Annotated in this window: 12 protein-coding genes; 8 read left to right on the forward strand and 4 right to left on the reverse strand. The window is 46.4% G+C overall.

The window, feature by feature from the left end; genetic code table 11:
- Positions 1–4: 4 nt before the first annotated feature.
- Positions 5–1,282, forward strand: a complete 1,278-nt coding sequence (gene purD, locus QUA50_RS00500) for a phosphoribosylamine--glycine ligase (protein ID WP_333258853.1) — start codon at positions 5–7, stop codon at positions 1,280–1,282.
- A gap of 162 nt (positions 1,283–1,444) precedes the next feature.
- Positions 1,445–3,640 carry an ATP-binding protein gene (locus QUA50_RS00505; protein WP_333258851.1) on the forward strand — a complete coding sequence of 732 codons (2,196 nt, stop codon included), beginning with the start codon at positions 1,445–1,447 and terminating at the stop codon, positions 3,638–3,640.
- 217 nt (positions 3,641–3,857) lie between these two features.
- Here the strand turns inward: QUA50_RS00505 and QUA50_RS00510 are convergent, their stop codons facing one another.
- On the reverse strand, positions 3,858–4,757 hold the full coding sequence (locus QUA50_RS00510; protein ID WP_333164962.1) for a S1 RNA-binding domain-containing protein: 900 nt from the start codon (positions 4,755–4,757) through the stop codon (positions 3,858–3,860).
- Between the two features lie 98 nt (positions 4,758–4,855).
- Positions 4,856–5,602, reverse strand: coding sequence for a dienelactone hydrolase family protein (locus tag QUA50_RS00515; protein WP_333258849.1), 747 nt, complete (start codon positions 5,600–5,602; stop codon positions 4,856–4,858).
- A 462-nt stretch (positions 5,603–6,064) separates the two neighbouring features.
- Between QUA50_RS00515 and QUA50_RS00520 the strand changes: the two genes are divergently transcribed.
- Entirely contained in the window at positions 6,065–6,499 is a 435-nt protein-coding gene (locus QUA50_RS00520) for an RNA-guided endonuclease InsQ/TnpB family protein (protein WP_445243131.1), read from the forward strand.
- Positions 6,500–6,645: 146 nt separating this feature from the next.
- On the opposite strand, the gene QUA50_RS00525 is transcribed toward QUA50_RS00520, so the two are convergent.
- Positions 6,646–10,257: an OmpA family protein gene (locus tag QUA50_RS00525; RefSeq protein ID WP_333258848.1), complete on the reverse strand. Its 3,612-nt coding sequence runs from the start codon at positions 10,255–10,257 to the stop codon at positions 6,646–6,648.
- Between the two features lie 120 nt (positions 10,258–10,377).
- Positions 10,378–11,475 carry a 4-hydroxythreonine-4-phosphate dehydrogenase PdxA gene (pdxA, locus tag QUA50_RS00530; RefSeq protein WP_333258845.1) on the reverse strand — a complete coding sequence of 366 codons (1,098 nt, stop codon included), beginning with the start codon at positions 11,473–11,475 and terminating at the stop codon, positions 10,378–10,380.
- A gap of 70 nt (positions 11,476–11,545) precedes the next feature.
- Between pdxA and petM the strand changes: the two genes are divergently transcribed.
- The 5 genes from petM to QUA50_RS00555 all read left to right on the forward strand — a co-directional run bounded on the left by petM (position 11,546) and on the right by QUA50_RS00555 (position 14,539).
- Positions 11,546–11,650: a cytochrome b6-f complex subunit PetM gene (gene petM, locus QUA50_RS00535; RefSeq protein WP_333067429.1), complete on the forward strand. Its 105-nt coding sequence runs from the start codon at positions 11,546–11,548 to the stop codon at positions 11,648–11,650.
- 197 nt (positions 11,651–11,847) lie between these two features.
- Entirely contained in the window at positions 11,848–12,825 is a 978-nt protein-coding gene (locus QUA50_RS00540) for an SDR family oxidoreductase (protein ID WP_333258843.1), read from the forward strand.
- Between the two features lies 1 nt (position 12,826).
- Positions 12,827–13,744, forward strand: a complete 918-nt coding sequence (locus QUA50_RS00545; protein ID WP_333258841.1) for an NAD(+) kinase — start codon at positions 12,827–12,829, stop codon at positions 13,742–13,744.
- A gap of 191 nt (positions 13,745–13,935) precedes the next feature.
- Entirely contained in the window at positions 13,936–14,154 is a 219-nt protein-coding gene (locus QUA50_RS00550) for a hypothetical protein (protein ID WP_333258839.1), read from the forward strand.
- Entirely contained in the window at positions 14,147–14,539 is a 393-nt protein-coding gene (locus QUA50_RS00555) for an aspartyl protease family protein (protein WP_333258838.1), read from the forward strand. Before QUA50_RS00550 ends, QUA50_RS00555 begins: the two co-directional genes overlap by 8 nt.
- The last annotated feature ends 125 nt before the right edge of the window (positions 14,540–14,664 follow it).

Raw genomic sequence — 14,664 nt, forward strand, 5'->3', positions numbered from 1 at the left:
TACTGTGAAAGTTTTAGTTGTGGGAAACGGAGGTCGCGAACACGCGATCGCAAAAAAACTGCTAGAATCCACGCGGATTAAACAAGTATTCTGCGTGCCTGGGAACGGCGGCACAGCTACCACCCCAGGCTGTCAAAATCTGTCGCTCAACATCGACGACTTCCAAGGCATCGAACGCTTTGTGATGGTCAACAACATCGGATTAGTCATCGTCGGCCCCGAACTGCCCCTATCGCTAGGCATCGCCGACTATTTCCAACAGCGAAAAATGATGATTTTCGGCCCCACCAAAGCCGGCGCCCAAATTGAATCCAGCAAATCCTGGGCCAAAGAACTGATGCTCGAAGCAGGCATCCCCACACCCAAAGCTGCCGTATTTACAGACGCAGAAGCAGCCAAAGCATACGTTCTGGAACAAGGAACCCCAATAGTCATTAAAGCAGACGGACTCGCATCAGGCAAAGGAGTCACCGTTGCCACCACCGTCAAAATGGCTCACAGCGCCATCAACACCATTTTCCGAGGCGAATTCGGCACCGACAACATCCGAGTCGTCGTCGAAGAATTCTTAACCGGTCAAGAAGTCTCGATTCTCGCCCTCACCGACGGCATCACAGTGGAACCGTTGCTGCCGGCCCAAGACCACAAAGCTATCGGCGAAGGCGACCAGGGAGCCAACACCGGCGGTATGGGAGCCTACGCCCCAGCGCCCATTGTCACCCCGGAACTCATGGAAAGGATTCAAGAAGAAATTCTCGAACCCACCCTCTCCGCACTGCAAAAACGCAAAATCGACTACCGGGGTGTACTCTACGCAGGTTTAATGATTACCCCCGACGGAGAACCCAAAGTCTTAGAATTCAACTGCCGTTTCGGAGATCCCGAAACTCAAGCGGTGTTGTCACTGCTGGAAACGCCTTTAGAAGATTTGGTGCTCGCCTGCTGTCAGCAGCGTCTCGGTGAATCTTCTATTCGCTGGAAGTCGGGGGCCTCTGTGTGCGTAGTTTTGGCTTCTGGGGGCTATCCTGGAAGTTATCAAAAAGGCAAAGTTATTACAGGTATCGAGGAAGCTGAAGCCAAAGGAGCAGAAGTGTTTCACGCCGGCACCCAGTTGAAGCACCAGCAGTTGGTGAGCGACGGGGGCCGGGTTTTGGGCGTCACTGCGACGGGAGAAACTTTTGAACAAGCTATCTCCACAGCTTATGCAGCAGTTGATTGCATCCAATTTGAAGGCGTCTACTGCCGTCGGGACATCGGTCGCCGAGCTTTGGGCAAAAATTAGGAATTGCGACATCGGCCGCCATCCGAAAGCCAAGCAATCTCAATGTAGAAATGTAACAATGAAGTTTGGTATCTCTGCGGTGGCGGTAGCGGACAATTCGCATCAGAAAATTTTATCTGAAGCCAACGGAATTTATCTTGCTTTTAATATTGAACTGGTGAAATGCTGGCCATACTAAACAAAATCGGAGAAATTATTGCCCGCTGGTGGTCGGATTTTACCCTCCAGACCCGCCTGATGGCCGCTGCTACCCTCGTAGTGTCGTTAATTATGAGCGGCCTGACATTCTGGGCCGTGAATACTATCCAGCAAGACGCCCGACTTAACGATACTCGTTACGGCCGCGACCTCGGCCTGCTGTTGGCAGCAAATGTGGCGCCGCTGATTGCCAAAAACGATCGCTCCGAAGTCGCCCGCTTTTCCCGCCAATTTTACAGCAGCACCTCCAGCGTCCGCTATATGCTTTACGCAGACGAAGCGGGAGATATTTTTCTGGGGATACCATTTTCGGAATCCGAGGTGGAGACTTCCCTGACACTGCGCCGCCAGATCAAACTTCCCGATAATTTTCTCGCCGATATTGAGGCGAGAAATTTAACTTCTTTGCCTTTGGTGCGGCAGCATTTGACGCCAGATGGAGAAGTTACCGATGTATTTGTGCCGTTAATTCATGAAGACAAATATTTGGGAGTTTTGGCGATCGGCATTAACCCCAATCCCGCAGCAGTTATCTCTTCAAATCTGACTAGGGATGTCACTTTAGCAGTATTTGTCACTATTTGGGTGATGGTAATTTTGGGCGCTGTATTTAATGCCCTGACAATTACTCAGCCGATCAAACAATTAGTCTTCGGGGTCAAAAACATCGCCAGCGGGAATTTTAAGCAGCGAGTTGACCTGCCTTTAGGCGGAGAATTGGGCGAGTTAATTGGCAGTTTTAACGAGATGGCCCAGAAACTCGAAAGTTATGAAGAACAAAATATTGAAGAACTGACAGCGGAAAAAGCTAAGTTAGAAACTTTGGTATCAACAATTGCTGATGGCGCGCTTTTATTAGACGCAAATTTGCAGGTGATTTTAGTTAATCCGACGGGGATGCGGATTTTTGGATGGGAAGGCAAAAATGCGCTCGGAGTAAATGTTCTCAACATTTTGCCTTCGGAAGTGCAGCAAGAATTGGCTAGACCTTTGCAGGAAATAGCTGCGGGCGATCGCGACGGCGGCGAATTTCGCATCTCGATGAGCGAACCAGTTAACCGTACAATTCGGATTGTTTTAACTACAGTCATCCTGCACAAAGCGCCCGGTGCAGAACCGCTGTGCAGAAGCTGCATCCGCCACGAGCAAAATACCTGTACCGAACCACAACGCCCGGTAGCTGTAGAGTGTACTTTCTACGAGCAAACCTCCAAGCATCAAGGTTCAGGAAATTACCGAGAAAGTCTCAAAGGCATTGCGATGACAGTGCAGGACATCACTCGCGAAGTAGAACTTAATGAGGCTAAAAGCAATTTTATCAGCAATGTTTCTCACGAATTGAGAACACCTTTATTTAATATCAAATCTTTTATCGAGACTCTGCACGAGTACGGAGAAGACCTACTAGAAAGCGAGCGCCGGGAATTCCTAGAAATTGCCAATCGAGAAACCGATCGGCTAACTCGTTTAGTTAACGACGTGTTAGACTTGTCGCGACTGGAATCCTGCCGAGTTTATCACTTGGAGGCGGTTGACCTCCTGCAAGCAGTAGAACAAACCCTGCGGACTTATCAGTTAAATGCTAAGGATAAAGGCATTGAATTAGAGCAAGAAGTTGACCCGTATTTGCCCCCTGCTTTAGGTCATTACGATTTGCTGCTGCAAGTATTTGCAAATTTAGTAGGAAATGCCTTAAAATTTACTCAGTCCGGCGGCAAGGTGGCAATTCGAGCGTATTTGCTAGAGCCGGAAACACCCACCCACAAAGACGGTCAATCCGTCAACCAAAACTTGTCACCCGATGCCAAACATTTTCCGGTAGTGCGGATCGAAATTTCTGATACTGGAATTGGTATAGATCCTGAAGACCAACAAGCAATCTTCGATCGCTTTTTCCGGGTAGAAAACCGAGTACACACTTTAGAAGGAACTGGATTAGGTCTTTCTATTGTCAGAAACATTATTGACAAGCACCACACTAAAATTAATTTAGTTAGCGAAGTTAATGTGGGTACGACTTTCTGGTTCGACTTGGCAGTTTATCAGCCGAAACAAACTGTAGAGATGGAAAATTCTTGGCCAGTGGAAGCAACGGTGGAGAGTGAAACAATTGCGAGTCATGTTAGATCGATTCCGGTTGCACCGTCAGGTGATTGTTGACTGTTGACTGTTGACTGTGGATAGTGATATTGTTTCCGGTTGATTAGGAATCAAGAAGAAAGCAGATTACTTAGATGGGGATTTTTAAACCGCAGATATCAGCAGATGAACACAGATTAACGCCGATGGGATTTTATCTGCGTTAATCGGCGTTTATCTGCGGTTAAATCTACATTCCTATTGTTGTCCGGTAGATGGGTGGTAATTATATCAAGACTTAAGAAAGAGTCTTTCTAGCACGTTCCGATCGCTCTTCTGCTGTATCCATAACATCCGCCATCTTATCCACCATTTCCCCTGGATAATTTTCTAGTACCCGCGTAGAAAGTGAAATTCTGCCCCGACTTTCATCGAGGTCAAGCACGATCGCTTTTAGGGGTTGACCGGGAGCAAACACCTTGCCAAGGTTATCAATATATTTTTGGCTGACTTGCTTGATGTGCAGCAAACCGCTAACTCCTTCCAAGTCCACAAACACGCCAAAAGGCTTGATGCTGCTGACTTTTCCTTCCACCAACTGACCAATTTGCAAGTCCTTGAAAGCATTCGATTGAGTGGCCATCCGCTGGGAAAGTACGAGTTTTTCCCGTTCGCGATCGACCTCCAAAAAATTCACGCTCAAAGATTGACCGATCAGCGATTCTAGGTTATCGCGATCGACTAAGTGCGATCGGGGAATAAAGCCCCGCATTCCCTGAACATCTACAGTCACGCCGCCCTTATTTGCCCCAGAAACCCGCACCTGAAGAACTTTACCGGTTTCCTGCAATTCAATTAAATCTTCCCAAGCTTGCTGAATTTGTAACTGCCGCAGAGACAAAGTAACTTGGCCATCTGCATCTTGTTCGCGGATAATCAAAAAGTCCCGTTCCTCGTCCAGCGGAACCACTTCCGACAAATCCGTTACTGTTCTCAAAGCAGCCTCTTCGATCGGCAAAAAAGCCGAAGACTTGCCGCCGATATCAACATACGCGCCGTTTGAGTCGTACTCGAACACTTTGCCGCGCACTACTTGTCCCTTCTGGAACTCGTAATTGTGCTGTTCGAGGGCTTTAGCAAAATCATCCATTGAAAAGGATGGTTTTGCGCTTTGAGAACCTGTAGATTTGGAATTCATGTCAGTTTAGTTGTCAGTTGTCAGTAATTTAGTTGGCACTCGTCAGTAGAAAAAATTTTTCCACTCTCTCCATCTCCCTATCTCCCATCTCCCACTCTCTAAGCTGGTTGAAGTTGCTGATGAAATAGCTGCTTCACCTGCTTCCACGAGTCGGCTGCTGCCGTAGCGTCGTAACTGCCGCGGTGGTCGCAGAAGAAGCCGTGATCGGCATTGTAGCGGAAAATTTGGTGAGAAATATGGTGTTTTTGCAATTCTGCAGCGATTTGGTCAACTTGTTCTAAGGGAATGCTGGGGTCTTGAGTGCCGAAAAAGGCGTAGAGAGTGCCTTTAATGTCTGCTGTGCGGGCGATCGTGGGGGCGCCGCCGCCGGGGCTTAGGGTGGCGATACCGGCGCCGTAGAACGACGCTGTAGCCTTGATTTCGGGCAAAGTAGCGGCGAGGTAGGCGACGTGTCCTCCAAAGCAGAAACCAATGCAGCCAAAACCTTGTTGTTTGACAGAGGGTAGAGTTTTGAGGTAATCGATGGTGGCTTGGATATCGCCCAGAAGTTCGGAAGCGGTGGTTTTTTCTTTGTATTCTCTGCCGATTTGGATGGCTTCGGGTGTGTAGCCGGTTTCAAAGCCGGGGGCTTGACGCTGGTAGATAGCCGGGGCGATCGCCACATATCCTTCTTTTGCTATTCTTTCAGTAACTTCGCGGATGTGGGAGTTGACGCCAAAGATTTCTTGAATCACGATAACTGCGGGAAATTGCCCAGGGGAGGTTGGCTGGGCTAGGTATGCAGCTATTTGCAAATCCCCGTTAGGAACTGTGATGTTTTTGGTGCTAATTGCGGCTTTTGTCATAGGTTGTTTTAAGGTAAATGCCACTCTATTAATTTTAAGTTAATTTAGGGATTATGTATGCAATTTGCCAATATTTTTTTTCGGAACCGCGAAGCAAAAATACCGCCAATATGGCAGGCAAAAATTCGCTAATTATTGAAGGTTTAGGCTTTTCTGAAGTTGGGTAAATCACTACTAGCAATTAATTGGGGATTCAATTTCGGTAAGATATAATACCAATTCTCCAAGTTATTGCAACAATGATGAATGTTTGGTTTGTTTGCGCTCAGAGAGTAAGGTGCGTCGCTCGTCAATTGTCGATCGCCTTTGGGAGTTAATGGTGGCGACGCACCCTACCGATACTGTTGCATGAGTTTTGAGAATTAGTATAATTTTGGGCCTGTGATTTTCTAAAGCATATATTTTGATATGTATACGATTTAGCTGATTTTATCTGGCTTTTTCGTGAAATTTTAGAGAGAAGTGTCTAAGTGGTTAGCTGTTGAATATGAGCTAATTTTTTTTGATATATCGGAGTTATTTTTTAATCGCTTTGCTTTTTGGTTGGCGGAATCGTTTGGGGACTACTTACATAAGCTGTCAAGAAAACTTGTTGACAATAACCAAGTCATCGTAGTCGAAAACCTTCACGTTAAGGGCATGGTTCGCAATCACAAACTAGCTCAAGCAATTTATGATGTAGGTTGGGGAATGTTTGTCAATTTCTTGCATTACAAACTAGACCGCGAAGGCAAAGTGTTGGTAGAGATTGACCGATGGTTCCCTAGCTCGAAACTCTGCTCAAATTGTCACTATCAGGTGAGTGAAATGCCATTAGACGTTAGGACATGGACTTGTCCTAATTGCGGTACTCATCACAATAGGGATGGCAACGCCTCAATAAATATCACAGCATAAGGAATCAGAATGCTATCGGTTTTGGGAATCAGGACTGCTGCTGATGGAGGGGATGTGAGTCCGAGACTGGGACGCAAGTCCAAGTTGACGCAATCCCCGTAGAAGTCAGAAGCTCACGCTGTACCTTTATGTCAGCGCTGGGTAGTTCACTTTATCACCTCAAATACTACCAATCTGCTCAGCCACAGCGGTTGATTGGCCTCCACACCTTCGGGACGACCCTTAGTAGAAGCAACTTCTATTCTGTTGCCATTTATCCCTTGTCTAACCAAAATATTTTTCACATTTGTCGCCCTTTCCAGTGCCAACTTTTGATTTTCTACCGGAGTGCTTTTAAAATCGCTGTAGCCAACTATCCTTAAATTCTTCGTGCGATTTTTCTCCATATATTCCTTGACTTTGCTAAGCTTTTGTGCTACATCTTTCGCCTCCAAGCTTGCCGAGCCTGTACCGAAATACACGCGAACTGGCATTATTATCTTTGGTGGCGGTGGATTTCCTATTATGACTGTATTTGTTACTGACTTCACCCCCGGAATTTTCTCAAAAGCTTGAGTAATTTTCTGAGCATCGGGCACTTTGCTCACGCTGCCTGCAACTGCGACTTTTCCCTCTGCATAGCGAGCTGAGATATTAATGCTTTCTACTTTATTCAAAAGAGCTGCCGTCCGCTTGACATCGGCTTCGACTAAAACCGGATCGGGAGGTACATCAACGGCTATAATTTTATTTTCAATTCTTGATTGGGGAGCCGCTTGCTGAGCGATTTTTTCCGCTTTCGATCGCAGATTTTGATTCGGCACTCGTCCCGAAATCTCCAATACTCTATCTTTAACATCAGCCACGAGGCGATAAACTGATAAATCGGGAGCAGATTGTAATGCTAAATTTGTATCTGCTTCTAAGCTCGCTGCAATTGAGCTGCGGTATTGATGAATTCCCCAAGGTACGCCAATTAAACCTAACGCTGCCAAACCGATCATGGGTAAAATGGGAAGTTTAGAAGATTTAACTTTTACATCTGTATCGATTAATTTTTGCAATTTCGAGTTTACTTCAGGTGGCACAGTTGCTGGATCGCCGTTAAATGACTGAATTTGAGTTCCGTATTCTTGAACAATATTGTTGAATATCGATCGCATTTTATACTTAAACCACTGGCGGGTTTCTCCTTGCATCACTACGGCCAGATAACACGAACCCGCAACTTCCAATACTATAGTAGATGTGCCGTATTCTATAGCATCAATCTCTGCAATATTTCCCGACTGAGAGATGCAATCGTTGACAAAAGCGCGAATAGCAGTCAGCATCCCCGCTACCATCTCGGATTCTAGCTGTTCCCGTTCAGACTGCTGCACTGCTGAAATTACTAAGCCCGATTGTGCTTGAATTAAAAAGACAGCTTTCACGCTCAGCGGTGTTGTTTCTTTCATCAGCAATTCTGCTTCAGAAATTCCCTGCAATTTTGCTTTAATTTTGCGGCTAATTCCCTCTGGACTTAAAGATGATTCGAGTTTTTCATTAATCTCCCGCATCATCTCGGCGATGTATTTTAAAATCGTGCTGCCGACGATCGGATAAAGTGCATCCGACATTGCTTCTGGCTTGAGATGAATTTGCTGTTTGATAGCGGCGGCCATTTCCGGCGCGATCGCCATTGCAATTTCATCCGGCGATTCACTCATTCTGTGGCTAATTCCCACAGTCAGAGCCGGCGATATGGCTACTCCCATCGATTGTCTATTTTGTCTGGTTTTGGTATTAATTATTTCATCAATTATCGGACTTATGGTTTCGACAAATGATTGTCTCGACTCATTAATGGTTTGGAGCATCATTTCGGGAAACATGATTTTAATTCGGGCGAGCAATTCTTCCCGATCGCCTCCCCATTCCGCATCAGTAATTTTGCGATCGAGTTCCCCTACTTTATCGTTGAGTCTGTAATTATAACTTACAACTTCATCTAACAATGGTAAAATAGATTCGATGACCGACTTTTGCAGTTGAGCGTGATGGCTAACCATCAGCTCGTCAATCAAAGGTTTCAGTAAATCGGTAAACAAGTCTGTCGATTCATAAATCCGGTGTTCGATCGCCACAATCTGTTGTTCGATCTTCCCAAGTCTTTGCTCGATCCTTTTATTCTGAATGATGGCATCGACAGCCGGGGCGATCGCAGATTCTATCTCTAGCTTTGCTTCCCCGATGTTTCGGGACAGCATTTCTACAATCACTGGCATTATTCTTGCCATCAACCCTTCTATCTCGGCTAAAACTTGCTGCTGAACTTCGACAATCTTAGTTTCATTATTTAATATTTGTGCTGCTATACCGCTGTTTTGAATAGCCGTGTTGACACCAGGTGCGATCGCCTCTCTCACCTCTAACTTTGTCTCCTCAATTTTCCGGTTCAGCGACTCAATCATTAACGGCATTAACCTTGCCATTATATCTTCCGGCTGCGTTTTTTGCTGTCGATGAAGATTATTGAGTCTACTTTCTACATCGGTCAATTTGCCTTGAACTTCTCTTTGAAGAATTGCTGATTCTATCAAAGGTTGAATCGTCGCTCCTACTTGTAATTTTGATTCATCGATTTTCTGATTCAGCAAATCAGTTATTGCCGGCATTAGCATCGCCATTATCTCTTCAGGCTTTTGAGTCGGCGACTGTTGCGTAGCCAGCCGCTGCTCGATGATGCTCAATACTTTTTCTTCTATTTCTACCCAAGCTATTCTTACCTGTACCGAGGGAGCAACAGCTTCTACAACTTCTAACTTTAATTCACTTATTTTGCGGTTCAGCAAATCGCTAACTACTGGTACTAGCTGCTTGATTAAATCTTCCGGTTGCTGTTGATAACGCTGCTGAATATTCGCAACTCTATCTTCAATTCTTACTACCTGTTCCTCAAGTCCGTTTTGATTGTGAATTACTTGATTGACTCTCGGTGCGATCGCCGAAGCTACCTCTAACTTAGACTCCTCTACCTTACGGTTTAGCAGATCGCCCACCACTGGCATCAGCCTTTGGATTAAGTGTTCTGTATTTGGCAGCGGCTGCTGGTTCAAGTTAGCAATTTGATTTTCCCAATCTGCTAATTTGGCCTCCAACTCGATCCGATTAATTTTATTATTGCTCGCGAGGTCGATCGCCTTTTTTAATTCAGACTTTAACTCCTCTAATTCTTCTTTGACTAACTCAGGAATTAACGGCCTCAGTAAAATCATCAACTCTTCGGGTTGAGACATCAACTTTTCAAAATTTTCTAACCTTTGTTCCACGCTCAAAACATTACTGTAAAATTCCGGCAAATCCCTTTCAAACAGTAGTTGTTGCAACTGCTTAAACTCCTCTACGGCTTCTTCTAATTCTTCTTCCGACGGTCGATTTTTTTTAGCTACTTTCCCCGCTATAGATAAATCAGGTTCCTCGTTACTTTTTTCTCGTCTTTGAGAAGGTATCTCTTCATCGTTAGTTAATACTTCCGGTACAATACTCGGTGATTCGATCCGGAAAGACAATTGTTTGCGCCTATTTTCCTCATCCTCTAATCGCTGAACCGACTTTTCCGAAAGCGGTAATTTCAGCTCTATTGGTTCTTTTTGGGATTTTTTTAATAACTGAAATTCAGTCAGTATGGTTAGCAATTCCTGAAGTTGCTCTCCAGCTTTAGAACTTGCCAGAGTTGCATCAGAAACCTCTTTTTCTGACTGATATATTTTGCCTGAATTATCATTAGATGCTGCCATACTGCGCTACCAATAGTTGATTTTAATATACCGAAGGAAAATACCAGCTTGCTTGCCGCCTCACCCCAGCGAAAATCAATAGGAATGACACAATTTTTCCAAGCGTCAGGCGTACTAAACCTATCGCCCTATTTTAACTGCTGTTCTGCGACTAGCCAACTGGGCCGCTAACTGCAATGCTGCCTTCATGCTGGAGGCATCTGCAATCCCTTGACCTACAATATCAAAAGCTGTGCCGTGATCCGGAGATGTGCGGACAAAGGGCAAGCCAATTGTAGTGTTGACTGCTTTATCGAAAGCCATCAATTTTACTGGAATCAACCCCTGGTCGTGGTACATTGCCAAGTAACCGTCGTGAGCTTCCTTGGCTAAACCGTACCAAACTTTAGCAGGTTTTACCCACAGGGTATCGGGAGGGACTGGCCCGTCTAACTGCACTTGAGGAAAGCGATCGCGCTGCGTTTCCAACCAAGGTATCATCCAGTCTTGCTCTTCATTTCCCAGTTTGCCATTTTCGCCGCTGTGAGGATTTAAGCCAGAAATCGCAATTTTCGGTCTTTCGATCCCAAAATCTTCCCGCAAACACTTTACCAGCAATTCTAGTTTTTCGCTCAATAATTCTGGACTCAACGCATCTGGGACTTGACGCAGGGAAATATGTGTGGTAGCGAGTAAAGTTACCAGCGTCCAGCCACTGTGGGGAGATGTGGCGGCAAACAGCATTCCGAACCGCTGCGATTTTGCCCTTTCTGCGAGGAGTTCTGTTTGTCCGGGATAATTGTAACCGGCGGCCTGCCAGCAAGTTTTGGAAATCGGGCCTGTCACGATCGCGGAGAATTCGCCGGCGATGGTACGGGCGATCGCGCTTTCCATGTAAGCAAAGCTAGCCGCCCCGCTAGCTGCATTCCCGGCACCGGGGACTATTTCGCCCCACTTGTTGTCTGGTTCGATATCAATAATATTTAATGTTTCGGGATTTGCCGGTTCTGCTGCGGGATTGCTCGATCGCAACTTATCGTAAGTTTGCTGCAAAACTCTCTTAGAACCTATAACCGTTACCCTCCAAGCAGCAGCGGGATCTGCCAATGCCTTGAGAATCACTTCCGGGCCAATTCCCGCCGGATCTCCCAGAGTTACAGCTAGTTTTGATTCCCGATCGAGACTCAAGGCAGTTTTCTCCAACAAAATACAGGAATTTCGGCACTGAAATTTTAGCATTCATGTACCTGCTTGCCCCAAATTATATTATCTTTATTTAATGCGATCGCCCAATTGGACATATCAAATCATGAATCCTGAAATTTTCAATGCAGCCTTTTTGGCCTTTTCCCTAGTTTTCGTGGGTATAGGTGGAGGCTTCCTCCTGCTCAAATTGCAAGGCGGCGAAGAATAAGTTTTGTTCGACCAATCCTTCACAAGCCTTCTACCTTCTGCCTTCTAGAGTCTACTTGCTGCCAAAAGCCAGCCTTGGGCCGAATATCTCAAGCCTAAAATGAGAAAATTTCAGGTTTTTGTTAAGTTTTTATAAAAAACTTAACAAAAACCTGATACCATCTTATAGAAAGTTTAAGATTCATAATTAATCCCTAGATGACTTTATTGATTTTAGGTGCCACCGGCACTCTCGGCCGCCAAATAGCCCGCCGCGCCCTAGACGAGGGCTACCAGGTGCGCTGTTTAGTCAGAAGTTACAGAAAGGCTGCATTTTTGAAAGAATGGGGCGCTGAACTCGTACCGGGAAATCTTTGCCAGCCAGACAGTCTGCCTCCGGCCCTAGAAGGCGTCAGTGCTATTATCGATGCAGCAACAGCCAGTGCCGGCGATTCTGTGAGCATCAAAAGAGTAGACTGGGACGGAAAAGTATCGCTGATCCAAGCAGCAGCAGCAGCAGGAATCAAGCGTTACATATTCTTTTCCTTTCTCGACGCGGAGAAATATCCCCAAGTCCCCTTGTTGGAAATCAAGCGCTGTACCGAACTGTTCTTAGCAGAATCCGGTCTAGACTACACAATCTTGAGACCTTGCGGCTTTTTGCAAGGACTGCTGAGCCTGTATGCAATGCCGATTTTGGACAATCAGGCAGTCTGGCTGCCCAACAAGCCGTCCGCCCTTGCCTACATGAACACTCAGGACGTTGCTAAATTTGCCGTCCGCGCTCTTTCCGTTCCTGAAACCGAGAAAAAAAGCTTTCCGGTGGTGGGAAATCGCGCTTGGGATGCTGACGAAATCGTGCGGTTGTGCGAACGGCTGTCAGGGAAGGAAGCCAAAATTACGCGCACCCCAGACATCTTGTTGCAGGCTACTCGTAAATTAGCTACCTTCTTTCAGTGGAGTTGGAACGTAGCTGACAGATTGGCTTTTTCAGAAGTTTTGGCCGCCGGAAAACCCTTGAAAGCTCCGATGGATGATGTTTACAGTGTTTTCGGAATCGACCCTAAAGAAACTACTACTTTGGAGTCTTATCTCGAAGAATACTTTAATCTGATTATGAAGAAGCTCAAGGAAATAGAGTACGAGCAGCTTAAGACTAAAAAACGGAGTAAACAAAAAATGCCCTTTACATTTTAAAGTGCCGAAAGCTGGGATTATATACAACGACGTTAAACCTGTGGCTTGTCGCATCGCCGCAGAGTTGGAAGACAAGCTGACTGCCCGCGGCTGGGAGGTTTGCTCGGTTTCTGGTTCGGGAGGAATTCTGGGCTATTCTAGCCCCGATCGCCCGATGTGCCACACTCCGATCGACCAACTCGTCCCCCCCGGTTTTGACAGCGACATGGAGTTTGCAGTGGTTTTGGGCGGCGACGGCACTGTACTGTCGGCATTTCGCCAAGTTGCTCCCATCGGAGTGCCGCTGCTGACTGTCAATACCGGTCACATGGGCTTTTTAACAGAAACTTACCTGAACTTGCTGCCGCAAGCTTTGGAAAAGGCGATCGCCGGAGAATACGAAATAGAAGAAAGATCGATGCTGGCGGTGCGGCTGTTTCGAGAAAACGACTGCCTCTGGGAAGCCCTTTGTCTCAATGAAATGGTGCTGCACCGGGAACCGTTGACTTGTATGTGCCATTTTGAAGTGGCGATCGGCCGGCACGCCTCTGTTGACATTGCAGCAGATGGGGTAATTATCTCGACTCCGACGGGATCGACAGCCTACGCGCTGTCAGCCGGCGGACCTGTAATTATTCCGGGAGTGCCGGTGTTGCAGTTGCTGCCGATTTGCCCCCATTCAATGGCTTCACGAGCTTTGGTGTTTTCCAACACCGAACCGGTGACGATTTTGCCGGCAAGTCCGAACCGGCTGGTAATGGTGGTAGATGGGAACGGCGGGTGTTACGTTTTGCCCGAAGATTGGGTGCACGTCGAGCGATCGCCCTACCTCGCCCGCTTTGTGCGGGTGCAGCGTTTTGAATATTTCCACATTTTGCGGGAAAAACTCGGCTGGGGATTGCCGCACATTGCTAAACCGAGTTCCGTTGAGTTGCCTTGATAGTTGTTGGTAATGAGCGGAGGGCTAAAGTCCCGTCCTTTTAGGGCGGCTTTTTCTTTGTTTTTGGGCAGGATAAGGCTCGATCGGAATCTCCTACGGAATCCTTAATTCTCGATCGAGATTCCGAATCATCTCCAAAGTCAGGCAGCGTTTATGATAGATGTATTCTCGTACTTCTGGGAGTTTAAACCATGTCTCTCGCTGAGTTAATTCCTTTGGTGAACAATCTGAGCCAGTCAGACAAATTATCACTCTTCAAACTCCTAGCCGCACAAATCCCAGACGCTGAACTACAAGTCATCTTTTCTGCATCAGAGTATCCGGTTCGATCGCTCTACGATGCAACGGAAGCGGCAAACATTATGATGCAGATGATTCGAGACGATCGAGAGGCATCTACTCATGCCTAGTTCGATCGAGTTTGCCTTTTCTGAGGATGAAGCATTACCCACGATTCCCATCACTCTGATTCATGCAGGCTTTTCTGTCTCGGCGAATGCACTGCTAGATACTGGGTCTGCGGTCAATCTATTACCTTATGACATTGGGCTGCAATTGGGTGCAATTTGGGAGGAACAAACTGTCCGCTTGCCATTGGCTGGAAATCTGGCAAGCGTTGAGGCGCGGGGTGTATTTGTAGATGTTCAAATTGGGAATCTGGAACCCGTTCGCCTAGCATTTGCTTGGGCACAAGCATCTCAGGTTCCATTAATTCTCGGGCAAACGAACTTCTTTCGAGAATTTGATGTTTGTTTTCAGAGATCGGGATGCACGATCGAAATTATTCGATTCTAATAAGCGTCGATGCAGAACTCGGAGTTTTATTTATAGCTTAACTCTCTATCGAGCTTCCGAATCATCTCCAAAGTCAGGCAGCGTTTACGAGATAACGACCCCGTTCACCCGCTGCCGAAAACCTC

The sequence above is a fragment of the Microcoleus sp. M2_D5 genome (genome assembly GCF_036701935.1).
Taxonomy (GTDB): Bacteria; Cyanobacteriota; Cyanobacteriia; order Cyanobacteriales; family Microcoleaceae; genus Microcoleus.

Excerpts from the sequence above, each read along its gene's own strand:
- petM (WP_333067429.1), top strand. The coding sequence starts at position 11,546 with ATGAATCCTGAAATTTTCAATGCAGCCTTTTTGGCCTTTTCCCTAGTT.
- QUA50_RS00515 (WP_333258849.1), bottom strand. The coding sequence starts at position 5,602 with ATGACAAAAGCCGCAATTAGCACCAAAAACATCACAGTTCCTAACGGG.
- QUA50_RS00540 (WP_333258843.1), top strand. The coding sequence starts at position 11,848 with ATGACTTTATTGATTTTAGGTGCCACCGGCACTCTCGGCCGCCAAATA.
- QUA50_RS00525 (WP_333258848.1), bottom strand. The coding sequence starts at position 10,257 with ATGGCAGCATCTAATGATAATTCAGGCAAAATATATCAGTCAGAAAAA.
- QUA50_RS00510 (WP_333164962.1), bottom strand. The coding sequence starts at position 4,757 with ATGAATTCCAAATCTACAGGTTCTCAAAGCGCAAAACCATCCTTTTCA.
- pdxA (WP_333258845.1), bottom strand. The coding sequence starts at position 11,475 with ATGCTAAAATTTCAGTGCCGAAATTCCTGTATTTTGTTGGAGAAAACT.
- QUA50_RS00550 (WP_333258839.1), top strand. The coding sequence starts at position 13,936 with ATGTCTCTCGCTGAGTTAATTCCTTTGGTGAACAATCTGAGCCAGTCA.
- QUA50_RS00505 (WP_333258851.1), top strand. The coding sequence starts at position 1,445 with ATGCTGGCCATACTAAACAAAATCGGAGAAATTATTGCCCGCTGGTGG.
- QUA50_RS00555 (WP_333258838.1), top strand. The coding sequence starts at position 14,147 with ATGCCTAGTTCGATCGAGTTTGCCTTTTCTGAGGATGAAGCATTACCC.